Source organism: Mycolicibacterium gadium (assembly GCF_010728925.1).
Classification (GTDB): domain Bacteria; phylum Actinomycetota; class Actinomycetes; order Mycobacteriales; family Mycobacteriaceae; genus Mycobacterium; species Mycobacterium gadium.
The window spans coordinates 213,536-238,959 of sequence record NZ_AP022608.1; the positions used below are offsets into that span (position 1 = coordinate 213,536).

General features: G+C 62.8%; 20 protein-coding genes and 1 pseudogene. 11 read left to right on the forward strand and 10 right to left on the reverse strand.

The features are described 5' to 3' along the window. The first annotated feature begins 580 nt into the window (after positions 1-580). Positions 581-2,050 carry an AAA family ATPase gene (locus G6N36_RS00975; protein WP_163684211.1) on the forward strand — a complete coding sequence of 490 codons (1,470 nt, stop codon included), beginning with the start codon at positions 581-583 and terminating at the stop codon, positions 2,048-2,050. Between the two features lie 681 nt (positions 2,051-2,731). Here G6N36_RS00975 and istB (G6N36_RS00980) read toward each other — a convergent pair. Genes istB (G6N36_RS00980) through G6N36_RS00990 form a run of 3 tightly spaced genes read right to left on the reverse strand, consistent with a single transcriptional unit; the run spans position 2,732 to position 5,597 of the window. Continuing rightward, the gene (gene istB, locus G6N36_RS00980; protein WP_036368803.1) at positions 2,732-3,523 is read right to left on the reverse strand and encodes an IS21-like element helper ATPase IstB; all 792 of its coding nucleotides are present in this window, start codon (positions 3,521-3,523) and stop codon (positions 2,732-2,734) included. Between the two features lie 24 nt (positions 3,524-3,547). Further along, positions 3,548-5,152, reverse strand: coding sequence for an IS21 family transposase (istA, locus tag G6N36_RS00985; RefSeq protein ID WP_163684213.1), 1,605 nt, complete (start codon positions 5,150-5,152; stop codon positions 3,548-3,550). Further along, a complete protein-coding gene (locus G6N36_RS00990; protein ID WP_051558306.1) occupies positions 5,130-5,597 on the reverse strand; it encodes a MarR family winged helix-turn-helix transcriptional regulator in 468 nt (155 codons plus the stop codon). Before G6N36_RS00990 ends, istA (G6N36_RS00985) begins: the two co-directional genes overlap by 23 nt. 70 nt (positions 5,598-5,667) lie before the next feature. On the opposite strand from G6N36_RS00990, the gene G6N36_RS00995 reads away from it, so the two are divergent. Further along, on the forward strand, positions 5,668-6,846 hold the full coding sequence (locus G6N36_RS00995; protein WP_024449040.1) for a macrolide family glycosyltransferase: 1,179 nt from the start codon (positions 5,668-5,670) through the stop codon (positions 6,844-6,846). 587 nt (positions 6,847-7,433) lie between these two features. Here G6N36_RS00995 and G6N36_RS30295 read toward each other — a convergent pair. Continuing rightward, a complete protein-coding gene (locus G6N36_RS30295) occupies positions 7,434-8,582 on the reverse strand; it encodes an envelope biogenesis lipoprotein LpqN (protein WP_372512380.1) in 1,149 nt (382 codons plus the stop codon). A gap of 271 nt (positions 8,583-8,853) precedes the next feature. On the opposite strand from G6N36_RS30295, the gene G6N36_RS01005 reads away from it, so the two are divergent. Beyond that, positions 8,854-9,117: a helix-turn-helix domain-containing protein gene (locus G6N36_RS01005; RefSeq protein WP_163684215.1), complete on the forward strand. Its 264-nt coding sequence runs from the start codon at positions 8,854-8,856 to the stop codon at positions 9,115-9,117. A 517-nt stretch (positions 9,118-9,634) separates the two neighbouring features. Here the strand turns inward: G6N36_RS01005 and G6N36_RS01010 are convergent. Further along, a complete protein-coding gene (locus G6N36_RS01010; protein WP_163684218.1) occupies positions 9,635-11,086 on the reverse strand; it encodes an SIR2 family protein in 1,452 nt (483 codons plus the stop codon). A 176-nt stretch (positions 11,087-11,262) separates the two neighbouring features. On the opposite strand from G6N36_RS01010, the gene G6N36_RS01015 reads away from it, so the two are divergent. Further along, a complete protein-coding gene (locus tag G6N36_RS01015) occupies positions 11,263-11,862 on the forward strand; it encodes a recombinase family protein (protein ID WP_163684220.1) in 600 nt (199 codons plus the stop codon). A 61-nt stretch (positions 11,863-11,923) separates the two neighbouring features. On the opposite strand, the gene G6N36_RS01020 is transcribed toward G6N36_RS01015, so the two are convergent. Next, positions 11,924-12,601: a hypothetical protein gene (locus G6N36_RS01020; RefSeq protein ID WP_163684222.1), complete on the reverse strand. Its 678-nt coding sequence runs from the start codon at positions 12,599-12,601 to the stop codon at positions 11,924-11,926. A 206-nt stretch (positions 12,602-12,807) separates the two neighbouring features. Continuing rightward, positions 12,808-13,155: a thermonuclease family protein gene (locus tag G6N36_RS01025; protein WP_163690291.1), complete on the reverse strand. Its 348-nt coding sequence runs from the start codon at positions 13,153-13,155 to the stop codon at positions 12,808-12,810. Between the two features lie 644 nt (positions 13,156-13,799). On the opposite strand from G6N36_RS01025, the pseudogene istA (G6N36_RS01030) reads away from it, so the two are divergent. The 6 genes and pseudogenes from istA (G6N36_RS01030) (at position 13,800) to G6N36_RS01055 (ending at position 21,667) form a co-directional block, all read left to right on the forward strand. Continuing rightward, a pseudogene (gene istA / locus G6N36_RS01030) lies at positions 13,800-15,313 on the forward strand (IS21 family transposase). Between the two features lie 71 nt (positions 15,314-15,384). Next, a complete protein-coding gene (gene istB / locus G6N36_RS01035; RefSeq protein ID WP_372512369.1) occupies positions 15,385-16,125 on the forward strand; it encodes an IS21-like element helper ATPase IstB in 741 nt (246 codons plus the stop codon). Between the two features lie 88 nt (positions 16,126-16,213). After that, the gene (locus G6N36_RS01040; RefSeq protein WP_179964689.1) at positions 16,214-17,383 is read left to right on the forward strand and encodes an integrase; all 1,170 of its coding nucleotides are present in this window, start codon (positions 16,214-16,216) and stop codon (positions 17,381-17,383) included. Positions 17,384-17,619: 236 nt separating this feature from the next. Beyond that, positions 17,620-19,128, forward strand: coding sequence for a hypothetical protein (locus G6N36_RS01045; protein ID WP_163684224.1), 1,509 nt, complete (start codon positions 17,620-17,622; stop codon positions 19,126-19,128). Next, positions 19,125-21,248 carry an integrase gene (locus tag G6N36_RS29690; protein ID WP_163684226.1) on the forward strand — a complete coding sequence of 708 codons (2,124 nt, stop codon included), beginning with the start codon at positions 19,125-19,127 and terminating at the stop codon, positions 21,246-21,248. Before G6N36_RS01045 ends, G6N36_RS29690 begins: the two co-directional genes overlap by 4 nt. Continuing rightward, positions 21,245-21,667: a hypothetical protein gene (locus G6N36_RS01055; protein WP_197746598.1), complete on the forward strand. Its 423-nt coding sequence runs from the start codon at positions 21,245-21,247 to the stop codon at positions 21,665-21,667. Before G6N36_RS29690 ends, G6N36_RS01055 begins: the two co-directional genes overlap by 4 nt. 295 nt (positions 21,668-21,962) lie before the next feature. Here G6N36_RS01055 and G6N36_RS01060 read toward each other — a convergent pair whose 3' ends face one another. The 3 genes from G6N36_RS01060 to G6N36_RS01070 form a co-directional block, all read right to left on the reverse strand. After that, positions 21,963-22,283 (reverse strand): PepSY domain-containing protein, encoded by a 321-nt coding sequence (locus G6N36_RS01060; protein WP_163683885.1) that lies wholly within the window; start codon positions 22,281-22,283, stop codon positions 21,963-21,965. A 284-nt stretch (positions 22,284-22,567) separates the two neighbouring features. Further along, a complete protein-coding gene (locus G6N36_RS30190) occupies positions 22,568-23,638 on the reverse strand; it encodes a sensor histidine kinase (protein WP_163684228.1) in 1,071 nt (356 codons plus the stop codon). Next, entirely contained in the window at positions 23,622-24,317 is a 696-nt protein-coding gene (locus tag G6N36_RS01070; protein WP_163684230.1) for a response regulator transcription factor, read from the reverse strand. The genes G6N36_RS30190 and G6N36_RS01070 overlap by 17 nt, the downstream gene beginning before the upstream one ends. A 143-nt stretch (positions 24,318-24,460) precedes the next feature. Here G6N36_RS01070 and G6N36_RS01075 point away from each other — a divergent pair, with 143 nt between their 5' ends. Then, on the forward strand, positions 24,461-25,417 hold the full coding sequence (locus G6N36_RS01075; protein ID WP_163690293.1) for a DUF1259 domain-containing protein: 957 nt from the start codon (positions 24,461-24,463) through the stop codon (positions 25,415-25,417). The last annotated feature ends 7 nt before the right edge of the window (positions 25,418-25,424 follow it).

Consider the following 25,424-nt stretch of genomic DNA (forward strand, 5'->3'; position numbering starts at 1 on the left):
CGGCCAAACTCATCAGGTACTTGACGACCAAGCTGCTGGGAGATGACACACCACCGCTTCGTGAGGATCAGATAGCGATGGTTGTCGGTCTGCTGCGTTCCGGGGCAACGAAATGATCGCTCCGGTCCCTTCACCTTCAGAAGCGCCAAACATCGCTCCTAGGAGTGATTTCGAGATTTCATATGCTTCTGAACAGCAGGTTTATGCGGGTCAAACTGGGGGGTCACGCAAGATATGCCAGGAGTGTGGGAGGCGACGGGCGTTGAGTCGGTTCCCTGTCGACAAGTACGGACGCGTGAACTCTCGTCATTGCCTCGGGTGCATCGATGAGGACACCCCGGCACTAATTACTGAATCAGAGGCAGCGCGACGGCTACAGATGACCATCGAGGGTTTTCGGTCTCACAAGCTGGTTGTCGCCGGGAGTTACGCGCCAGAGCGGGGCAAGGTAGTTGCCTTGTATTCCCGTGTGGACGTTGACGCATCCGGTGGTCAGCGATGAATGGACCGTTGACACAACAGGACGGGGACTCCCTAGAGGAACTTGGACTCAGGGAGGACGGTAGCGAAGTAGGTAGCGATGAGTGATCTAGAACGTCGTCTGCTATTCCACATGTGCTCTGAAGACGGCTTGGCCGAGGTGCTTGACGCCGAGCTTGGCGCTATCTTATTCGAAGAGCCCGTCAACGTAGCCCTCTTCAATCACATCGTGGATTACTGGCACGAGAACCAATCTGCGCCCACAACGCTCGTACTGGAGACTGAGTTTCCCGGTGTCCGTCTGCCCGACGAAGTTGAAGAGTCAACCGGTTGGCTGATTGGCTACTTGCAGAACAGACACCTTGTGAACGAAGCCCAGGATATCATCCGACAGGCTCTGGTAGACCTGGATACCGATCCCCTTAAGGCGATAGAAGGCTTGCAGCACAATTCTTCTCGTGCCATCGAGCAGGCCGGGAAGGTACTCGCGGGAGAGGTCAGGCCGAAGCTGTGGAGTGCCAGCGACCTCAAATCAGCACAGCAGCCGAGATGGCTTGCCAAGAGTCGCCTACAGCGAGGGGCGGTCAATCTCCTCGTGGGCGACGAGGGAATCGGTAAATCACTGTTGTGGGTCCACCTGGCCGCTGCAGTCACCACAGGCAAGCCTGTACCCGAGTTCGGCATTCCAGCACGAGAGCCCCAACACGTCATCGTCGTTGCGACCGAAGACGACTGGCAGACAACTGTCCTGCCACGACTAGAGATAGCTGGTGCCGACATCGCGATGATTCGTGTCATTTGCACCGACGACGACGGGAGCGGAGCGCCGGTCTTTCCTCAGGATATTCACCTGATCGCCAAGGCTGACCCTGCGCCTGCTCTCGTTGTCATTGATGCCTGGCTGGACACCGTACCCGCCAAGCTTTCGGTGAGAGATCCGCAGCAAGCCCGTCAGGCACTGCACCCATGGCGAGAAGTAGCGACCACAACAGACGCCGCAGTGTTGCTACTTACGCACACTAATCGTGTTGCAAGCGGGCAGGCCCGAGATAAGTACGGTGCGACGGGCGAGTTGCGTAAGAAGGCCCGCCTGACGTTGTTCGCATTCCAGAACGATGACGGCAACCTTGTTGTGGGACCGGAGAAGGCCAACGGCACAGCTCCCACGGCAGCCACAGAGTTCTCCATCAGGGGAGTGCAGTACTTCCCTGCGACCGAAGACCACGACGGCACCGTTCCGCTGTTGTCCTATGTCGGTGAGTCGGAGCAGACAGCGCGGGAACATATAGCCGCAGTACATGCAGCGGGACACGACAAGGGCAGAGGCAACGACGAGGTGGTTGCTTGGCTGGCCGAGTTCCTGGCCGATGGCCCGCGATGGGCGAACGATGTATACGACGCTGCCGAAGTGGCCGGGTACAGCAAGGACAAAGCGAAGCGTGCCAAGAGGCCATTGAACGTCAAGTCTGACAAGGACGGGAGCGGACGATGGTGTTGGTACCTCCCCAAATACCAAGGGAGAAAGCCGGAACCAACCGAGGATGAAACCAAGGGAGCAGAAGAAGACTAAGCAAGGGGCAGAGCAAGAGAGTATCTCTGTATGTTGCTCTATTCACTCTCTTGCTTTCTTTACTGGTAGCGGACATATAGAAGTGCTCCCTTAGATAGAAGAGAGCAAGGGAGTAAGAGAGCAAGGGTGCACACCAACACACCCCCTGGCCCGCGTGCGCAAGCACGCAACACACTTCACCCGCCGCGCCGCCCATGCAAGGCGCGGCACCCCCGCAGAAGGTATGGCACCCCCGGGGCGGTGTCCCGCCAAAGTATGGCGAGCAAGTCTAGAAACTCTACAGAGAAAGGCGGAAAGAACCGGTCCGATTCCTTGGCTCGGCTGGGGACGTGACTGGGAGTCGTTGGGAGTCCTCGCTGGTCAGAGGCTCCGGCTCCTTGGGCGAGTTCTAAGAACCCTACAGAACAAGGACGATGAAGGCCAACAGATTGGGGTCAAGCGGAAGTTCTGCGCTGCAAGATAATTCGCGCTCGGAAGGCACCAACTGATGAGTGGATGCTTATTGCGCTGGTCGCGAAGGCATGGTGCCATAATTGGTCCTGTGACCGAAGCAGGCGGCGGGCCAGCCGATCTGGACGCATATCGGGCCTGGCGTTGGTCGTGGATGAGGGCGTCGTTTGTTCGTGAATGTTGACGTCAGGTTCGGCGGGTTCGGGTGTGGTGTGTTCGCGAATGTTGACGTCACTTGTCGGTGTTGTCGCGGCTGCGGAGTGTGTGGGCGAGGCGGTAGGAGTCGGTGCCGGTTTCGATAATGTTGCCGCCGAAGGTGAGCCTGTCGACGATGGCTGCGCAGAGTCGTGGGTCGGTGAAGGTCTTGGTCCATCCGCTGAAGGCTTCGTTGCTGGCGATGCCCACGGATGCTTTTTCTTCGCGTTCGGTGAGAACTTGGAAGAGCAGTTCGGCGCCGCGCTTGTCGAGGGCCATGTAGCCGAGTTCGTCGATGCACAGTAGGTCCACGCGGCCGTAGCGGGCGATCGTTTTGGTGAGCGTCATTTCGTCGGCGGCTTCGACGAGTTCGTTGACCAGTTTGGCGGCGAGGGTGTACTTCACCCGGAATCCTGCCATGGCCGCTTCGGTTCCTAGGGCGATGAGTAGGTGGCTCTTGCCGGTGCCGCTGTCGCCGATGAGGCAGAGGGGTTGGCCTTTGCGTACCCAGTCTGCGGTGGCCAGGGTGTTGATGACGGCGGGGTCGACGTTCGGGTTTGCGGTGTAGTCGAAAGTGCGAAGGGACTTTTCGCGTGGGAAGGCCGCGGCGCGGATGCGGCGTTCGGAGCGTCGGCGGGCACGGTCGTCACATTCGGCCAGGAGTAGTTCGGCGAGGAAGGCGCGGTAGGACTGCTGTTGGCGGGCGGCGGTGTCAGCGGTTTCGGGGAAGTGGGTTCGGATGGTGGGGAGGCGGAGCATGCGGCAGGCTTGGTCAATCGCGGCATCGGCGGCTTGTTCGGTGAGTCCGCGACGGGTGGGAGCGTTCATCGGCGGGGTCCTTTCGGTTGGCGTCTACTGTGTGCTCCGTCGGAGAAGCTGGTCATAGGCGGTGACTGAGGGCGGGGGCCGCGTGTCGATCGGCAGGTGGGTTAAGCGGCGCTGTGTCAGTGACGACACGGCTGGCATGTCGGTCGGCGGCGGGTCGGCGGTGGTGATGTCGCTGCCAGTCTCAGCGGCTTTGCGGGCTTCAAGGGCAACAGCGTCAGCGGTTAACGCTCCGGCTTGCAGGGCGGCGTTGATGCCGGCAATGACGTGGCGGTGGTCGGTATGTCGGTGCAGGAGAAGGACTTCGGTGAGCGCGCGGGTGCCGGCGGTGTCGCCATGGGCTTTGCAGGCTGCAGCCCACCACGCGTCGTGGGCTGCGGTGAAGGTACCTGCTCGGCGGGCCTGCTCTAGTGCTGTCGCTCCGGGCAGGGCGCCGGGCTTGCGGACGAATGCTTCCAGGTAGTGGTCGAGGTCGAGGCGGGAGCCGCCTTTGGTGAGCAATCGCTCGTGGCTGGCGACGAGTGTTCTGCCGTCGTAGACGGTGAGGTCTGATGCGTTGAGGAGTACTCGGGTTTGGCGGCCGATGAGCCGTGAGGGTACGGAGTATCGGTTGGTGCGGACGGTGATCTGGGAGTAGCGGTCCACGCGCGGTGTCACCCAGAGTCCTGTCTCGAACGTTTCTACGGGTAGCGGTTTGAGGAGTTGACGCTCGGCGTTGAAGGACTCGGCCACGGTGTGGGCGCGGTGGCCGATGCGCCGCAGATCGTCGGCCTGGTCGTAGCCGTCGATGAGTTCGTTGAGTTCGTGCAGTGACTCGACTTCCGGTACCGGCACGAGGTGATTGCGGCGGAACCGCCCGATGTCGCCTTCCACACCGCCCTTCTCGTGAGCGCCGGTGATACCTGGCTGGCAGTAGAAGGCGTCGATGTCGAAGTGCGAGCGAAACGCCACCCAGCGGTCTGTTTCGACGCGCTGGCGAGAGAAGCCGATTACCTGTGCCACAGCGGCTTTGAGATTGTCGTAGCGGATCTTACCGGCAGGCACTCCTCCGAGAACCTGGAACGCGTGCGCGTGGCCCTCGAAAAACGCCTCCTGACCTCCGGTTGCAGAGGCACGATGAACCGCTTTGCCCGAGTAGGACATCCGTAGGGAGAACAGGTGGCAGGTGGTGAGTTGACCACGTAACCGCACGCCGATCTCACCAAAGTCGACTTCGGCTTCGCGGCCGGGCAAATGGGTTTGCGGAACGAATACCCCGGGTGCGCCACGGCCGCATTCGATGCTGATCTCCGGTCGCCGTCTGGCCACGTATGCCCGCACTACGGGGTAGGACACGTCATCCATACCGAACTCAGTGCGCAGGCGGTCGACGATGCGGGTCACGGTGTGGCGTTGCTTGCGCGGCGCGTCGAGATCGGAACGCAGGATGTCGTCAATCGCAGGTTTGAACCCGTCGAGTTTGGAGGCTCTGGTGGGATAAGCAGCTCGCTGTTGGGGCCAGGCCGATGCGAGGGCGGATTGCACAGTGCGCCATCCGACGCCGTGTTTGCGTTGGATCTCTCGACCGGACAGGCCAGCGCGGGCATCGCGGCGTATCGCCGCGTACAGCTCAACTCGTGAGTTCCGAGTCATCAGCGCCGGTGAACTCGGCCATCGCGTCGATCACTGCGGCCAGGTATGTGCTGATCTGCTGCTGACCAGCCACGTCGTGCCGGTCGCCGATCGAGTTGAGCGCCTCGACGAGTGGGCCGATGGCGGTTTGGGCACGCATGGCGGCCGTGTCGGTGACCTCAAGGATGACTCGGCGTCGATCGTGAGGGTCGCGATGACGCCGAACATAACCGGCACGTTCGAGTCGGTCAGCCAGCACCGTGGCCGAGGCCGACGACATTCCCAAACGCCGGCCCAGCTCGGCCGGTCCCGCGGGCGGTAGTCCCACGAGATGTTGCAACGCCGCCAAGTCGTTGAGGGGCAATCCGAGTTCACGGGCCATCAGTTGATTGATCGGCCCGGCGAGCCGGACGACGAGGGCAACCATGCTGGCCAGATCGATGCGGGTGGCGGTGGCGACAGGCATCGCGCGATCCTTCACTCTGTAAGGTGACTAGACATATCTAGCTAAATCTAGCGGAAACGGCGGCCATCTGATGCATATTCTCTTCACGACGCCACCGGCGCCGGGCCACGTCTATCCGACGTTGCCCCTAGTCGAGGAACTCGTCGACCGCGACCACCGTGTCACCTACATCAGCGCCGCATCGCTGGAAGCGGAGATCGTGCGAGCTGGTGCATTGTTCATCGATCTTGGATGGGAACCCGACACCACCACACTGGCCGCATCAGGATTTAGCGTTGACACTCTCAGCGCTGACCTGCGCGGGTTCCTGGCCGCCGCGCGCACGCTCACTCCCGGCCTGCTCAACGCGCTGGCCAACGATCCCCCCGACGTCGTATGCATCGACAATGTTCCGCTCGGCGGGTTCCTTGTCGAGCAGTTCGCGGCGTCAACGGTCTCTTTGATCGCGAACCTGGCCACCAACGAGGCGTTCCCACCCTCCGAACTGATCGACGGATTCACCCCGCATCACCCCGGTATGCAGCACTACTTCACCGAACTGGCCGACTGGTTCAGCACCCACGGTCTAGCCGTTCCCTTCGGCCCGAGCCGCGATAACGAGCCGGGACCGCCGTCGCTGGTGTTCATACCGCGGGAGTTTCAGATCGCCGGCAACAGCTTCGCCGAAAACGTCCACTTCATCGGCCCCTCGATGCCCAAGCGCGCCCGCCGCACCGCTTCCTGGGCGCCACCACACGATGACGCCCAGGTGCTGTTGGTCTCGTTGGGCACCGCCTTCAACAATCGACCCGAATTCTTCGCCTCCTGCGCAGAGGTATTCGCGGACAGCAGATTTCACGTCGTTCTCAGTCTTGGCACCCATATCGACCCCGCAGACATCGGAACGCTGCCACACAACATCGAGGCCCACCAAACGGTGCCCCAACTCGACGTGCTGCGCCACGCAACCGCATTCATCACCCACGCGGGAATGGGATCAACGATGGAAGCTCTGTACTACGAGGTGCCCACCATCGCCGTACCTCAGGTCCGCGAGCAATCAGTCAACGCCGCCCGCCTCGAATCACTCGGACTCGGAGTTCAACTCCCATCACCCACACCCGGCGACCTCCGCACCCTGACAGAAAAAGTAGCTGCAGACACGGTCATCCGGAGCGGCCTGGCGGAAATGAAAGAAGCGATCAACCGCGCCGGCGGTACAACCGCTGGAACCGGCATCATCGAAGCCGCCCGGCACCAACCGCCGTGACCCCGCGTGACGACCCAGTGACTCCAACATTCACGAACAACCAATCGGTCGCACAGAACGCGACGTCAACGTTCGCGAACAAACGACGTCGAGAAGTCCGCACAAAACCACGGGCCGCTGCTGAGCGGCTGAGCCGACGCTATCGACATCTCAGGAACCGACCCAGGGTCGGCGGGCTAGCTGACGATTTGTCGCCTGGTTCCAGTCCAACCACCGACAGCGGCGTGCTGGAGATCTGCTCTCGGTATTCCACGGGACGAGCGCGATAGCCTTTGAGTCCACTCGCGAAATTTCAGTGGATCTGACCCAAACCGATTACACACCGTAGAGGGTGCGGAAGATGTTGGACGAAGTTGATTCTACCCAGCGACTGGGCCTGGTCGCATCCCTGGCTTACTCTGTGGCGCAACATGATCGGCTACAGCCCACCACTACACATCCCGACCTGATGCCCCGCCAAAAGCACTCACCGGAGCACACAGGAAAAGCTGGGCAGACCAGAAGACGCGGGCTGCCCACAACAGGCAAGCTTGCAAAGATCAGCCTCGCCACACCCCATCAGGGCCTGGCCCGTCCACGGATCGGGGCTAAGGCGTGATCCTGGTCTGCTCATCGATAACGACGGTTGCATCTCGTAGCGCGTGGATTTGGTCTTCGAGGCAGTCGGCGTTGAGTTGGAGCACGTATAGCCCGTCCTTGCCCGGGATCACGACGGTCTTCTGTGCGACCGCACGGATGACGCCGTTTTTCTTATAGGTGCCACCAATCTGGGTCGCCTCGAAGCCGCTTAGCTTGCTCGGGGCAGCTTCATTGCTGCCCTTGAACCCGGGAAGATTTTTGATCTCGCCGGGCGCGAACTCGAGGACCTTGGTCGGGTCGACGTTGCCGGTCAGCTTGGAAACCAGCGCCATGATGGACGGCGGATCTGAGGCGAACGCAGGGTTAGTGGAAACGATTGCACCGTAGGCCCATTCCGGGGTGCGCTGGCCGGCAGCCTCCCAGCCAGAGGGGACCGGCAGATCGATAGTGGGAGAGCCGGAGTCCCCGCGCTTTACCGGGTGCTCAACTATGCCGCTGTCACGGATGTAGTCGACAACCGTGTAGTGGTGTCCTGAGACTGGTGGCGAACTTTGAGTTCGCGTCCGTGTGGGGATTTGCGTGTGTGCAGGCGCAGTTCGGCTAGGCGGCGATGCGGTTGCAGTCGAGGAACTACCTCTTGCAGGCGTATTCCATTCGCAGCGTTGGGAATCGTACATGGCAACCGGTGACACTCGTCCTGAATAGGGTGGCTGATCCAATGCCACCGATCCCCCGAGTTGGATCAGCGGTTCGAACGGTCCCGAGCCCAACAGCGCATCCTCACCGGTGAGATCGAGGTCAAGAGTCAGGATGTTGCTTGATGCCCTCGCTGACTGAAGGACATTGGGATTGAGATCGGTGTCGCTCGAAGGATTCACTCTCCATGGTTCACCCCGGCTCGGCGACAAGATCGACAGGCTGTCCTTAAAACCGCCGTTCTGGATGTTGACTCCGAAAGTTATGCTCCCGATTGCGTTCTCGGTTTGGCCGTTGCCGTTCGGCAGAGTGGACGGTGTTGGTGGCAGCGGCGCGACGAACTCGATCGTGACGCGTAGTTGATCGCCTCGCGCATGAGACAGAGTCACCTTTTCTGCGGTGATCGACTTCGGCGGTGGATACCAGTCGGGCGCAGGGTTGTCGTCAAGGACACAGCCCATGGTGTGAGGGTAGTCCGACCACCTGGCAGCGTTCGACTCCGACTGCGAGCCACTACCTGATGAGGTTGAGCATGCGACGAGAACGCCGCTCACCGCGACTGTAAGGCCGGTTGTGAATCGAGCCCTGGACTTTGCCTTCAGCGCGGGCGGGTTCATCTGTCCCATCCAGCTAACACCCAGCCGATTCTAAGGTGTGATACGCATGGGAGCAATAAGCATGCGTGTGAGACGCTCTGGCCTATCTCGCCTGCGCAAGATGTGGTTGGTCCTCATGCCAGACGACCGGTCCAAGCCTCCACTCAACGAGACAACGCGTGTCTTTGGCGAACGCGTCAGGGATCGTCGGCAAGCCCTCGGGCTTAGCCAGGAGGCCGCTGCGATCAGGTGTGGGATTCACTGGACTCAGCTTGGGAAGGTCGAGCGGGGTCAGCGGAGTCTGCGATTGGAGACGATTGTCAAGATCGCGGGCGGCCTTGACATAGACGCCGGGAAGCTGGTCAGCAAGCTGCCAGTGCCTCCAACGGGATCGGGCTGATCACTCCTTTGCAACAGATCCGGTGAGTGGCCGCAATCCCGTGCCTGTTCGAATCGAGCTGCGAGATGCGCCATGTCGCCGGGGCTTTGGGCACCACACTGGAGGCCGTTGTCTCACGATTCCCGTCGTAGCGGGACAGGCCCTCGTCAAGGTGGCCCGCGTCACCAGGCCGCCGAATATCGGAAACCGACTTGCGATGTGGGTCGCAGCGGTCGTTGGGAGATCCGCTTACCGCTTCGTCGAGGATTTGCGCCCTGTTGTCATCGATGCGCCCTTGACCTTCTTCCCGGTTATCGCCTTCACCGGATTGACTTTCGCTGTTTTAGACGTCACCTTGGTCCCAGCGATCTTCTTGGTCGCCTGCGTGACAAATCTCCCGGTAGCGGCGCTACGGGTAGCGGACGCTCGGATCCGATAAGTCCCACCTGGGAGTCGCCGGACGCTTGTTCTCGCGGTCGATTTCAAAGTCGTCTCCTTCTGTCGACTAGCGTAGTCATACCCTGGCGGGGCGACATCCCTAGTCGGCACCTTCGTAGACTCCTGCGAGCTTCTCCGACCACTTGCTTGCCAAAGTTGCGTATGTCTCATCCATAAGATCCAGCGGCTGGTCGTCTATCGACCCGGCCGAAGCAGTGCTAAGGACGCCATACGGAAAGTCGGGGCCGCCTGGCACTTCGACCACCAGCGGCACTGCGACTACCGACCGCCAACGCGCTGTGGATACCTCCTCAATGTCACGCGCCAGGAAGTCGCTTTGTGCCAGGCATTGGCCAGCGATCCAGGCACTGTCATAACCAGGTTCAATACTTAACAACTGTTCGGCCTTTCGATACAACCGATCATTCGAGGCCCACCGGACCAGCTTTCCCAGGTCATTCGCAATCCAAAGAGTGACGTTTTGAGTTTGCGGAAAGGCATGCCGGACGAAGTCCAAGTCGGTATCTAATTCTGTCGCGTAGTCGCGCTGTACCGCATCGAAGTCGCTCAGGTGGCCGAGCCAGAGACGTTCTGCGCGAATGGCCGGTGGCACGTAATCTGCCTGATTGACATGCGGTAGCTCGCGTAGCGCCTGCGCGGCGTCAAGGTGGTCGTTCGTGGGTACGGCAGTCACACCGATTGCGGACCACTGGTCAGCCAGAGCCTGCCCGACAGACTCGAACTGTTGTCGACTTAGCTTCATGCTCTCGCGGGCGAGGAACACGAGAACTGGCGAGCCTGAGGCGTCTTCCTCGACGGTCAGCTCGTGCATCCACTGACGAATGTCTGGATCGCTATATGAAGTACCCGCGAGAACAAGTGGCCCGCGCTGTAGAGCATCCTGCAGAGCGGATACTTGCCAGGGTCGCATTTGGCTGCTTATTTTGTTGTAGTCAGACAGCGTAAGGACGACGGACGACGCGGCAGTTCCAGTGGGCGTCAATACCCCGTGTAGATGGTGTATTTCGAAGCCCGACTGAGCATGTCGGCCAGTCGACCGAGTCGATACCGTCTCGTCTATTTGCCACTCTTCGAGTACTTCACGCAGTGCAGACTCAAGTAATAGGTCGTAGTTCAAGGTGAATAGGCCGACCCTGTCCGGCCCACGCGATGCTGCGAATGCTGCCGTTGCAGCGTGCAATTCTGCCGGAGGAACGCGGCGGTCATCGCCATAGAGAGCTTGGCGCAACACCCTGGGCCAGTCATCACCAGCCGCAGCTTTCGCAGCCTCGGCGACGAGCATCAAATCTTGCCTCGATACAAAGGCCGTCGCTAGCTCCTTTTCATCTATCGCGCCGCTTTCTAGTAGGCACTGGACTAGAAATTGGGTCCAATCGGGCAAGCCCGCGCCCACTGACGCTCCAGCACCAAGTAGGACACTGACATACGTGTCGATGTCGAGAGCTTTGAGCCGATCCGTTATCTCGTAACCGAGTTCCGACGCCGTCACAGGCTGGATCTTCGCATTTGCGTTGCCGCTTCGGCTCGACATTCAGCAATCGGACGGCTCGCTCACCAAGACTGGTGTGCGCCGAGCCGGGCAATCTCATATATGACCTTTTCTGATACATCGACGGACTGGTCGGCTTCACCTCACTTCGTGCAGGTGGAGGCGTCTCGAATATTAGTCTCAGAAATATCCGTCGAAGAAGTGGCGTTGACTCTGTTGTGAGACAGTCTGCGGCGCAGTGGAATGCCCATCAGCCGGGTCAGCGGATCGGCTATGTCCGAGTGAGCACCGTTAGCCAAACGCTCGAACAGCAGCAGGCCGCTCTGGAAGCCGCTGGAGTCTCGAAGACCTTCTCCGACACTATGAGCGGTTCCCGCGACGACCGTCCAGGTCTTGGTGAACTCATGGCTTACGTCCGTGAGGGTGACACCGTCGTCGTGTGGAAGCTCGACAGGCTCGGAAGAAACGCTCTCCACATCTTGGAAACGGTGAAGGCCCTTACTGGCCGAGGAGTCACGTTGGTCTCGGTCAGCGACGGCATCGACAGCTCGACCCCTGCGGGAAGAATGATGATCGGAGTCCTGGGATCGCTCGCAGAATACGAGCGTGCCCTCACCGTAGAACGAACGGCATTGAAACGAGCGGCATCTCGTGCCAACGGGACAAAGTTCGGTAGGCCCAAGAAGGTGGAGGACGCCGAGCACATTGCTACCGCGAAGCGGATGAAGGCCGAAGGGCACACCGCCAAGGACATCGCGAAGTACCTAGGTGTCAGCAGAGCGACACTTTATCGGTACTTAGTTGATGACGCTGCGTAGATCGGCGCAATCATGCGAATTCATCTAGGAACGGCGCGACTCGGCGAGACCCTGCTATCCATTATTGCCACCACAGCCATCGCCGCCAGGGTTGTCGCAGACGCTTGATTTGTCCCTTGATGTGGTTCAGTAGCGCGTAATCGGGATCGAGCTCTAGGGCGAGCGAGTGATACTCGCGATTTCCGCTGTTGTTTTGCGCTAGCGTCGGCAGCACGGCGAGGAACCCGACCGTCGCGGTGATGAAGTCATCGACACCTTTGAGATGGAAACCGATAAGCGATGCGAGGTTATCGATGACTTCGGAATACGCGCTGGGTGCCTGCACGCCTCGCACCTCTCTGGTGAGCAGCAAGATGGAGCGATAGAAATCGGTGATTCCCTTCGCCGCCGCCTTCACTTCCTGAGGAGTCACCTCGTCGTGAAGGTCCTGATCTGCGAACAGACGACGCAAGTGAGTATTCGTGTCCTCCTCGAAATTTCTAACTAGCGCGAGAAGCTCCACTACCTTTCCGGTGAAGAAGTAGTCCAGTTCGTCGACAGTGTCGATCTGCTGATTCGAGTAAGGCGCATAGCCGTCGTGATGCGCCTCGATCAAGCGCTGCATCTTGCTCCTGCCCTGAACAAGTAACGATGTGAAGGCAGCGAACTCCCAATAGTCGGGCTTATCTGCAAACAGCCGGTCGAGATCCTCGGAGGTTTCTGCGAGCGCGGCGACGACAAGACCAGGATCCTCTGACACGATTGCCCCAATCGCTCCCTTGCGTCGTCCACCCACTTAGCGCAGTGATAACTCTAGGGATAACACAGCCAAGGCACGGTCGTTGCGAGGTTGAATCGATATGGCCGTGACGCGTTGCCTAGTTCTGTACGGCGGTCAGGGCTGCCTTGCGACCTTGAGACCGGTCGGCATCGGCTTAAACACTTCGGGGATCCGTCCGCAGACGCTCACCTAGGCTCTGACTCAGTGTTGCCGAAACACGGCGCACCCCACAATCCACGCCTGGCGGCCTTCGCCTCGCTTTCAGCGGAATATATTGCGTCGTAACGGTTTACCGACTGGTCGTACACATACGATTTCGCGGCACCCGCCCGCGCCGCCTCTACCGAATAATTCCAGCCGTCAGCCCTTATGAGGTAGGCCAACGTGCGTCCGTACCTGTCGGTTCTGTCCTGAGTCGGATCAAGGATGACCGCCACCCGTTGCCCCACCAGATTTGACTGCGCGAACGCGGTAGCCTCCGGCCCCCAACAGCCGACTGTGTATCCCGGCTTCTTAGTCTCCGGTGTGTCGATGCCTTCCCTGTTTAATCACCGTGTTGATCCAGGTGACGGAACGGTGGGTATGGCAGGTTGGCGGGTGTACTGGGTGGGTCGGGGTCCAGTTTCGCAGCGAGTACGGAAGTATTTGCCGGCGGGATATGGCGATCTCGCGGAGCGGGATCATGACGTGGGAGTCCGATCGGGTGATCCGGTCTTCCTGTCGCCAGACTGTCGGGTCGATCCGATATTGGGTCTTTATGGGCAGTCGACGAGATTTCGGGCGTATACGTCGGAGACGCGGCGGAACTATTCGACCGATATCAGCTTGTTGCTGACCTTTCTGTGGGGCCGCGGCAGGGAATGGACATCCGCGTCGGCGCGGGATCTTGAGGATTACGAGCATTGGCGCAGGTTCGCCGAGGCCAATCCCGATCGCATTGGTGGCGCTAAATGGGACCGCGAGTTGGCCGCGTTCGCGAGCCTGTACCGATGGGCCTGACAGCGGACGCGTAAAAATCCCCATTGGCGGCCAGCTGATCTCCCCGCTGGCGGTCACGAGATCTCCCCACTGACGGCCCAGCGATTTCCCCGTTGCGGTCGTGTCGTTGCCGGTGATCGGCGGCGGTGTCGGGCTGGCTGTTTGTCGACCAAGTGTGTCGAGGGCGGAAGGCCAGTAAGTGAAAAGCAGTGAGGAGATCATGGAGATTTTGGAGGCGTTCGACTTGACCGGTGGGTACCGCGCCGCGGCCGCGCTGGCCGGTTGTGATCACAAGACGGTGGCCCACTACGTGGCGTTGCGCGACGCCGGGCTCAGCCCGGATGAGCGGCCGCGGCGAGAGATGGCCATTGATCCATTCCTGGACAAGGTCGAGGAGTGGGTGGACCGCTCCAACGGGTTGATCCGCGCCGACGTCGCCCACGACAAGCTGGTCGCGATGGGCTTCGACGGCTCGGAGCGCACCACCCGACGCGCGGTCGCGGCGGTCAAGAAGAGCTGGCGGTCGGGTCATCGCCGGGTGTTTCGGCCGTGGGTGGCCGAGCCGGGGTTGTGGCTGCAGTTCGACTGGGGCCAGGACCCACCGTCGCGGGCCGGCAGACATTGTTGTTTTGCGCGTGGCTGGCCGGTCGCGGTTTCGGGTGGTGCTGCCCACCTGGGATCGCACCCTGCCGAGCTTGCTGGGCTGTCTGGACACCACGCTGCGGGTGATCGGCGGGGCACCGACGTATGCGTTGACCGACAACGAGAAAACAGTGACCGTCGAACATGTTGCGCGGGTGCCGATTCGGCATCCCGATGTGGTCGCCGCAGGCCGTCATTACGGGATGACGATCCGCACCTGTGTGCCGGCTGATCCACAAACCAAGGGTGGTTCGGAGGCCACGGTGCGCATCGCCAAGGCCGATCTGGTGCCCACCGAGGCTAATCTGCTGGACGCCTACGCCACTTTCGCTGAACTCCAGCAGGCGTGCCGGGACTTCTGCGAGCAGGTCAATGCCCGCCCGCATCGTGCCACCGGTCGGGTGCCTGCCGAGCTGTTGGTCGAGGAACTCCCGCGGCTGCATGTGCTGCCCGCCCAGCCGGTGGCCCTGGCGTTTGGGCTGACCCGTCGGGTGGGGTGGGACTCCACGATCAGCGTTGAGGGGGTGCGTTATTCGGTGCCGCACCACCATATTGATGAGCGGGTCTGGGTGCGCTGGTGTGGCGAGGAGTTGGTGGTCACCGTCATCGCCGACGGCGGCGGTCGAGATCGCCCGCCACGCCCGTGGGCAGCGCGGGCGACCGCAGATCCGCGACGAGCATTACCCCAGTGATCATCCCGGGCGCCGCGCGCTGCCCGGGGACCGCACCCCACGGGCGGCCAACCCGGCCGAGGCGGCGTTTCTGGCCATCGGCGACGGCGCGGCCGCGTGGCTGGTCGAGGCCGCTGCGGCCGGCGCGTCGCGGGTGCGTTCCAAGATGGCCGAAGCGGTGGCGTTCGCCAAACTGCACGGCGCGGCCGCCGTCGATCAGGCGTTGGGTACCGCGGCGCTGGCCGGCCGCTTCGCCGATGCCGACCTGGCCGCGATCTTGACCCATCAGCAGCACGGGCCGGCCGCCGCGCCGATCCGCGTCAGCGACACCCACAGCCTGCAACCGGGTACCGCCGGCTGGGCCGGGTTCGGTGCGGTGAGCCCGGACGGTGACAAGTGACCGCGACCAACAAGCCGGCGGTGTCGGTCGGATCTGGCGTCGCCGGGCCCTCGGCCCAGACCCTCGAGGAGGTGATCGCGTTGACCCGCCGGCTGCGGATGCCCTATCTGCGCAAAGCCGCCCTCGATGTGGTCCCGACCGCCCGTGCCCAACGCTGGGATCCCGCCGAGGTGCTGCGCGTGCTGCTGGCCGAGGAGATCACCGGCCGCGACGAAGCCACCCTGCGGATACGACGCGCACGCGCGAACTTCCCGGCGGGCAAGACCTTCGCCGTCTGGGACGAGAACCGCTGCTCCATTCCCGCACCCACCCAACAAGCCCTACGTGGCATGGAGTGGGTCGACCGGCGTGAGAACCTGTGCGTGTGCGGGCCCAGCGGGACCGGCAAGAGCCACTTCTGCGAAGCGTTGGGGCAGTTGGCCATCGACACCGGCCGCACCGTGGCCTGGTTTTCCATCGACGAACTCGGCGCCCTGGTGCGCCGTCACCGCGCCGACGACTCGATCACCAAAGCCATGCGCCGCATCACCCGCGTCGATCTGATCATCGTCGACGACATCGGCATGCTGCCCGTCGGCGAGGACGCCGCCGAAGGGTTCTACCGCCTCGTCGATGCCTGCTACGAAACGCGTTCGCTGGCAGTCTCATCGAACCTGCATCCCGCCGGATTCGACGAACTGATGCCCAAGACCCTGGCCACCGCCACCGTCGACCGGCTGCTGCACCACGCCCACGTCTGCGTCACCGAAGGTCAATCGTTCCGGCTCGCTCAAGCCACCACCGGCAAGGGGGTGGCGCCACTGCCCAGCTGAACAAACCGGGGAGATCCCGTGTCCGTCCGTGAGGAGTTTTCATGGCCACCAGCGAGGAGATCTCCTGACCGTCAGTGGGGAGAACTACATGACCGTTGACAGGGCCGTGAGCGTAGGTCATTGCGGGCGGAATCCGGTGACGATGAAGCAGATCGTCGGTCGCGACGGCGGCGGCATCGCTGTGCCGGTGGCGCGTGCGAAAGACGCTCGCCGCAGCAATGTGCATTGGTTGACGCCTCGAACGTGGCGGCTGTGGATCGACGTAGGGCTGCGGGGACACACCCCTGGCGAGATTCCGGAGGTGGGTTGGCTGGGTCGGTTGGAGGACCGCAACGTCGCGTTCGTTCGAACCCTGACGTCGTCGGGCCTGCGACGGGCGGAGGGCGGATCCCTGCTGGTATTCGAGGTACCGGCGCGTCAGCTCGACGGCGGTCGCTACTACAGCGGAAGAGTCGCTGCGGGGGTAACCCGATCGAAGAAGCCGCGGACGTTCTACGTAGCTGCCGATGCAGTAGGTGAGATCGAAGCATATGTGGCGTCGTCGCGGGCGTGGGCGGTGCGCCGTGCGCAGCGTCAACGCCTCTACCAGCAGCTGCCGGAGATTCGGTTGGTCACCGAGATCACCCGGCGTGTGAATCCTGTTGTGCGGTGGCGCAACCAGGCCGGCGTCGTCGGCGAACGTAAGCTCAACGACTTGACCGTGGCCGATCGCATGTTGCTCTACCACGATGGTTCTCATGGGCCAGAACCGTTGTGGCTGTGGCTCAATGAATGCGGACTGCCGTTTCACGTTCATTCGTGGGATGGCGTGTTCGCCACCGCGAACCGGCGTTGCGAACGTGTGCTGACCCCATCGAATCGGATGGGTCTGGATCCGCATCAGGTGTTCGCGCCGTATGCCACTCCGCACTCTGCCCGCCACAGCTTTGCTCTGTACATGTTGGTGGTGCTCAACACTTTGATGGACCAGAAGTACGGGCTCAGTCCCGAGGAGCGCCGCGATTTCCGGCAGCTCTACGGTGATCCGTGGTTTATGGTGCAGACGTTGCTGGGCCACGCATCGCGCGAAACGACTGTCGACCGGTATCTCGCACCTGTCGCGGACCTGCAACTACGGTCTATGCTCGCCGGCGCATCCGAGCCGGTTCCAGCGCCGATGCCCGAGCTGGACAGGACATTCGCGCGGATCGCCAAGGAGTCAGTGGGCATCCAGGACGTCGACATGCGCATGGCACCACCATCGGGTGGTCTGCGATGAATGCCCGGGGCCGCCGCGCTGCACTACCGTCTAACGATCACAGCCGCCCCGAGTATGTGTCGCCGGACGGCTTGGTGGTGAGCCATCACAACCACGCGGGACGCGTCAAACACTATGACTTCGCTACCCTTCCGGTCGCCGAGCCCATGCAACGTTCTCTGGCTGCACTGTTCGCCGAACGGTGCGTACCCGCTCGCTGGACGGCACACTCCACGTCCACAGGAATCTGGTTCTGCGTGCAGGGATTCGCGAAGTTCATCGCTGACCAGGAGCACCCGCCACGCGATCTCGATGGGCTCACCGTCGACCTGCTTAAACGATGGCGCCAGCACACCGTGACAATCAGTCCGTATCGCATCGTCCACGCCACCATGGCGCTGCTGCGAGACGATCCCCGACTACGAACCGGACCGGTTGCCGACGAGCTCTTGCGACGCGTCAAGATCCCGAACAGTGGCACGCAGTCCTACAGCGAGGCCGAATTCACACACATCACCCGCACCGCCAAGAAGATGTTCCGGTCGGCACTGCAACGAATCGATGGCAACGCCGAGCACCTGCGCACGTGGCGCAACGGCGAATTCACGGAGGGCAGCCAGGATTGGATATTCGGCGAAGTTCTCGATTGCCTCGCGCGCACTGGCTCGGCGACGAAATGCATCTACACGGCGCCCGATGGGCGAAAACAGTTGGCCAGCCGCTACATTGCGGTCCTACGCGAGAAGAAAGTGCAGGTTCCGTGGTATCTGCTGTTGTTCCCGTCGCGCTTGGAGATCACAGCGTTGGGAGTGCTGCTGATGGCCGAGTTCGGCTGGAACCTGTCGGTTATCGATCGCCTGCGAGTGCCGAGAGCGTCCCCGGACCCGGGACAGCAACCTACCTACCGCATCGAGTTGGACAAACCTCGCCGGGGCTCGGGCAACCATCACGAAACCCGCAATGTCACCGACGACGGCGCATCATCGCCAGGCAGGTTGATCAGTCACGCACTTCATGCAACCCGATTCGCCCGCGTCCTTGTCGAAACCCAGGCGCCGGACACCGGCCGGCTTCTGGTCTGGCGCAGTTCGGCTCCGACACGGCCGCGCGCCGACCACGATCGACAACCCCCTGTAGGCCCGTTCGACTTCGGCATCACCAGTGCCGCCGCGTTGGAATGGGGACAAGCAATCGGCCTGAGCGGATCACCGTTTCGCCGCGGGCGGCGCACCGTCGTCGCACTCAATCGTCGCCAACCTGCCCAGCACTCCCAGAACAGCCACGACCGCGACTACACGCTGGTGGACAAGCGTGCGCAGAACGAGGCCATCGAAGTGATCGCCGTCGGCGCTGAAGATGCCGCCGATCACGCCAGGAAGGCAGTCCTACAAGCCGAACTGCGTAGCGCTCCCACCGCAGGCGATGTCCCTACGGTCACTGCAGATTGCGGTGGCTTCGATTCGAGCCCCTACCCGCGCTCTGACGGTAGCTGTGGCGCGTCGTTTCTGATGTGCTTGGGATGTACCAACGCGCACATACACCCTGGTCATCATCCACGGCTGGCACACCTGCACCATGCCCTGAGCAACCTGCGATCGGTCATGCCTCCACCGACATGGGTCGCCGACTGGGGTGATGCGCACGCACGGTTAGAGCATCTCAAACACTCACTCGGCGAACCGATCTGGAACCAGGCGCTGTCCAGGGTGCGTGCCGATGATCGCGGCCTGATCGACCACCTACTGACGGGAAACCTCGATACGTGACCCTTGCGCCCAATGAAGACCCGTATCTGGTTCCGCCACCCACACCGCACAGCCCAGTCGTCCTGGCCGATCGCGCTGGTGATCTCAACACCCACATCAGCGGCCACTACCGGGACATGGTGTGGTCGCTGGCGCCGCTGACCAACAATCCGAGCGCACACAAGTCGGCAGTCCATTGGAAGAACGCGCCGCAGGAGCTGCGCGAGGAACTGCGGTTGGTGGCCTGGACCATGATCAATGGGCAGCTGCGGCCGAGTTTTCTCGCCGAACGCAGGACCGCTCTGCGTTCACGACTGAGTGCCGCCGCCATGAACGTAACGATATTGGAGTGGTTCAAACTCGCCCGATGGCTCGCGGAGCGCGGCATCGAAACACTCGCCGACTGCGATGACAGCACCTGGGAGTTTTTCAGCAAGCACGTGCTGGCCCGAGGATACGCGAGCCGCGACATCGTCCGTTCGGTGCTCGCAGCCCTGACACGCTTGTGGGCGTTCGATCAACTGTCCGCATGCCCGGTGGGTGTCCGACGACCACCCTGGGACAGCAAGGGGATCGACGACTATCTGCCCGCCGAAAGCGCAACCGGCGGAGAGAACGCTACCGAACCACTGTCGGAACAGACCCTCGGTCCGCTGCTGATCTGGGCGATGCGTGTCGTGGACGACTTCGCCGACGACATCCTCGCGGCATGGACGCAGTGGCGAAACCTGAAGGCCCAAGCCAAGACGAACACGTCCACGCCACAAGGAGCGACCGCGGTCCGGGCATACTTCGACAGGTTGATCAGCGAGGATCTGCCCCTGCCCGCCACGGTCAACGCTGGCCGCGCCGGCGTAGCCATCACGTACGTGGCCGCGCTGACCGGAGCCTCGACGCGGCAGGTCCAACAACAGAACGAACGCCTGGGACTGACGGAAGCCGCAGTGTCGCGCCCCGGGCCTTGTCCGCTCGACATAACCGTGAAGGGTCGCCTCGCCGGAGAACTGTGGCGCGACAGGCTCGACTTCAACGAAACACCCTCGCTCGTACGCCATCTCGGTACGGCGGCGTTCATAGTGTGTGCGTATCTGACCGGGATGCGCATCGGGGAGATTCTCGGCCTGCGATCAGGGTGCTGCCCAGATCCCGCGCCCGACGCCACCGGGTTGGTGAGCCGTCACCTGATTCGCAGCCACCAATACAAGACAGCAACCGATGAAGACGGCAACCACCACTCCGCAGGCGTCGAACGCGAGGTCCCGTGGGTCGCGATCACCCCAGTCGTCAATGCCATCCGTGTCCTCGAACGGATGGTGCCCGCCGGGGCACTGCTGTTCGACCACAACACCCACGACCTCTTCAATCGGCCGGACACTGGCTCCCTCAAATCCCAAGGACTGCGAACCAGAATCGAAGATTTCGTGACTTTTGCGAACGCCGAGGCCGCTAGCCACCACCGCTCCAGTGAGGTAGTCCCTGCCGACCCCCACGGACCGATCGGGATCGGTCGATTCCGCCGAAGCCTGGCCTGGCACATCGCCCGAAGACCGAACGGCCTGGTCGCGCTCGCTATTCAATACGGCCACATGCGCACGATCGTCACCGAAGGCTACGCAGCCCGCGGCCGCGGCGGCATCCATGAACTCGTCGACATCGAAACCGCCCGTGCCGTCGCCGACACCGCCGCCAAGCTGCGCGACGATCTCGACGCCGGTAGCGGTGTGTCCGGTCCAGCAGCGCGTCGGGCCATCCAATCAGCCATAACTGCGGCCCGATTCGAGGGGGTGACGATCACCGCCCGCACGGCCCGTCTGCTGCTCGCCAACGAGCAGGCTGTGCTCTACGACAACCCACAGGCTCTGTTGCTGTGCCACTACAAGCGGGAGCGCGCTCTGTGTCATCGCGACGGCGCCAAGGACACGCCCAGCCTCGACCGGTGCATTCCTAGCTGTGGCAACGCTATCCGCACCGACGAGCACGCCACCGCACTTCGCCGCCGAGCCGACACGCTCGACGACCAGGCCGCCCACACGCCAGGGCCGCTCGGTGATCGGCTTCGCGCGACCGCCGCCAAGCTCCGCAACCACGCCGACACACACGACAAAACCCGGATCACTCTCAAGGATGAGGACATTGAATGACCCCCGCCGCCGACGAACGCGACCAGATCCGTGCCGCTATGCAACGGATCCTCGATGGTATGCCTCAACGGTCCAACGGTGCGCTCACCGTGGTCGCACTCGCCCTGGAAGCCGACGTCCCCAGAAACGCACTGACCCAGCGCCACCCCGACCTCAAGAATGAGTTCTATGAGTCGATCGCCGAACGCGGCGCGACACTAGACATTGAATCGCAGCTACGTGCCACTATCGCCAAGCTGAAGGCGACCATCGCTAACAAGAACCGTGAACTCGCCCAGTTCAAAACCGACTTTCCCGCACTCGTACGAGTGGTCAACCAGCTGACGCTGGAAAACCAGCAACTCCGCGAGGCACTCGCAAATCCGCACGGCACGGTGATCCCGTTTCCCAGAACGAATCGCGACGACCGACCTCGCTAAATCGGGGTGCTGTTCGTAGTCAGCGAGCAGGTGCGTTGGATATGCAGGTTGTGCTAGCGGTCAGTATGCAGCGCCGCGCACGGCTTACCTGTAACGCCTCAGGCCGATCGCGTTGTTTGGGTAGTTCTAGGTCTAGGCTTCGCGTTTGCTCAACTCCGGTGGGTTGCCTCCCCGACGAATTCGCTGGAATGGCACCGTCCTTCCACGCAAATCGGCTCTCCGGACTCCCGGCGGGCGGGTGACCGTAGCGCCAGCTAAGGCCACCCACACGTCCGAGTAGTCATGGTCGGGCGGATCACTCCTCGTCTTGGTCCGCCGGTTCGGTGCCCAGGACCTTCATGTCCTTGTCGAGGTGGACCTCCACGACGGTGCCGTCAGGCTTGGTGACATCGACACCGTAGGCGGCCACGCCCTCGTTAGTTTCGGTTTCTACCTCACCGGCTGCACCACCGGGTACCACCGAGGTTGCGGCGGTGCGGGCCTGCTCGGCGACTGGACCGGTCACCTCGTGGCCGTCATCGTCGGCGAACGCGTGCCCGATGCCGATCCCGGCTGCGGCCGCAACCGCTATTGCGGCGGCGGCGGTGGTGGTGGCGAACTTCGCCCTGCGGTTCATCTCGATCTCCTTGTTCGGTCGGATGGTTGCGGAGCCGAGGGTAGGGATGCCAAATGAAACGGCGATGAGAATGCGTCGCTCTTAGCTCAGCCCCATGCCCACGGAAGTATCTGCGCGCATGAGATCGATTGAGAATTCTGGTGTTCGGCATTCCGTTTGGTGGCATGCACGTCGACTGCGAGTGGCTACGGCACGGCAAGCGCTTCGGTGATAGTTTGAGTCGTCGGGGGTCGTCGAAGTGCAAGTGTTAGACGACGCGTGTGGCGGTTGCTGGTTGGCCCTGGTTAGCCCGACGACGTCGGAAGTGTGATGGAGATGTCGGCGCCGCCGTCGGGTTTGTTGGACGCGTGTGCCTGGCCGCCGTAGGCGGCGGCGAGGTTCGCGGCGATCGCTAGGCCGAGTCCGCTTCCTGCGCTGGTGCGGGCGGTGTCGGCGCGGGTGAATCGGTGGAATGCGACCGGCAGGAACTCGGGTGGGAATCCTGGGCCGTGGTCTTGCACGTGGATGCTGATGCTGTCGTGGTGTTCGGTTGCGGTGATGGTGATGTCGCCGCCGCCGTGGCGGGTGGCGTTGTCGAGAAGTGCGGTGAGAACCCGGCGCAGATCGTCGGCGCTGATGGCGACGCGAAGTTCGGGAGTGGCGTGCACGGTGACGTGTGCGCCGGTGGCGGCAAACCGGGCGGCGATGTCGTCGATGACCGGGAGGATGGTCGTCGTCTCGTCGCGGGTCGCCGACAGCTCGGCGTGGCTGAGCGTGAGCAAGTCGTCGGCGAGGCCGGTGAGGCGTTTGGTTTCGTCGAGTGCGGAGTGCAGCGCGGCGCGGAGTTCGTCGCTGTTGCGGGGGCGGCGTAGTGCGAGTTCGATCTCGGTGGTGAGCAGGCTGAGTGGGGTGCGCAGCTCGTGGCTGGCGTCGGCGACGAATTGCCGCTCCCGGTCGAGGGCGGTGTGCAGCCGGGCCAGCATGGTGTTGAGGGTGTCGGCGAGCCGGGCGATCTCATCATTGGTGGTCGGCATGGGCAGTCGCGTCGTGATTGTGGATGCCGCGGGTGCGGTGCTGATCGTTTCGGCTGCCGCCCGCATCCGGTCGACCGGTGCCAGGGCGGCGCGGCTGAGCCGATAGGCGGCCAGGATCGCAACCGCCAACACGGCAGGCAGGATGACGGCGAGTTCGGCGGTGAGATCGGCGGTGATGTCGTCGGTCGCTTCGCGCAGCGCGCCGGTGGGATCCCCCTCGGCGACCGCATCGCGGAACTGCAACACCGTGGCCGCACCGGCCGCGGTGAGGACGACGGCCATCACCACAGCGAAAACCAGGGTGAGGCGCCATCGAATTGGCCATCTAGCCAGAAACGCCATCGCGTCCTCCGTCCTCACGCAGCCGGTAGCCGGCACCGCGGATGGTTTCCAGTGAGGTGACGCCGAACGGGCGATCGATCTTGTCACGTAGGTAACGCATGTAGACGTCGACGACGTTGGAGCGGGCCTCGAAGGCTAGGTCCCAGCAGCGTTGCAGGATCTGGGCGCGGGTGTGCACCATTCCGGGCCGGCGCATCAAGGTCTCCAAAACCGCGAATTCCTTGTTGCTCAACGAGATTTCGGTGTCGCCGCGCCAGACCCGATGGGCGGCGGGGTCCAGGTGCAGGTCCCCGACGCGCAGCTGCGGCGGACGTGGGATGGGTCCGCGTCGCGCCAGAGCACGGAGCCGGGCGAACATTTCGGCCAGCTGGAAGGGTTTGGTGAGGTAGTCATCGGCGCCGGTGTCCAGCCCATGCACCCGGTCATCGACCGCACCACGGGCGGTCAGCATCAACACCGGTGTCCACACCTGATGGTGGCGCAGCGCGGCGCACACGCCGAATCCGTCCAGGCCCGGCAGCATCACATCGAGCACGATCACGTCGAACTCGCTGGCCTCCGCGGCGGGCAACACGTCACGGCCCTCGTCGAGCACCACGACGGTGTGGCCCTCCTCGGTGAGCGCCCGGGCCAGCAGTGCGGCCATCTTCGCTTCGTCCTCGACCACCAGCACGTGCATGACCACCACTGTGCGACACCGGGGATGACGGGCGCGAACAATTCTCATCGACCTTTCATCTGCGGGCACTACCGTTTGCACATGCACGCAGGCGACCCCTGACCCGTGGAGGAGGACATCCAACGATGCGAACACCCAGGGCGATGGTGGGGCTGGTGGCGGTGACCGCGCTGATACTCGGCGGATGCGGCGGCGGCAACGGCGGCGGCAACGGCGGCGGCAACGGCAATGGCAACGGCGACTCCCCGGGGGTTGCAGATCCCGGCGCGGTCGCGCCGGCCGCGACCAGTGAGGCCGACTGGCAGCCGGTCGCGCAGATTCTGGGTCGGCCCGGAAAGCTCAGTGACGGCGTGTATCGGGTCGGCTTTCCCCGATCAGACCTCACGGTGGTGACTCAGGACGTGACGGTGAGACCGGCGTTGTCGCTGGGTTCGTATGCGGCGTTCGCGCGCTATCCTGACGGGTCGGCGATGGTGATGGGCGATCTGGTGGTTACCGAGACCGAGTTGCCGAACGTCATGGATGCGCTGCAGGCCAACGGCATCAGCCAAACCGCGATCCACAAACACTTGCTGGATGAGTCCCCGCCGATCTGGTGGTGTCACATCGGCGGGCACGGCGATGCGCAGGATTTGGCGCGCGGGGTGCGCGCCGCCCTCGACGTGACCGCCACGCCGCCGCCCGCGCCGGCACCCGCTGCGCCTGCTGCGGTGGATCTGGACACGGCCGCGATCGATGCCGCATTGGGCCGTGAGGGCAGCGTGGACGGCGGGGTCTACAAGTTCTCGGTGCCGCGCCGTGAGGAGATCACCGAGACCGGGATGGTGCTGCGGCCGCCGATGGGTGTGACCACCGCCATCGGCTTTCAACCCGTGGGTGGTGGGCGCGCCGCCGTCAATGGCGACTTCGTCATGACGGCCGGCGAGGTGCAAAACGTGCTCAAGGCGCTCCGCGCCGGCGGCATTACCGTGGTGTCGCTGCACAACCATGCGCTCGAGGACCAGCCGCGCTTGTTCTATACCCATTTCTGGGCCACTGACGACGCGGTCGCGCTGGCCAGAACGCTGCGCACCGCGCTGGACGCCACCGCAGTCAAGTGAGGAGAAG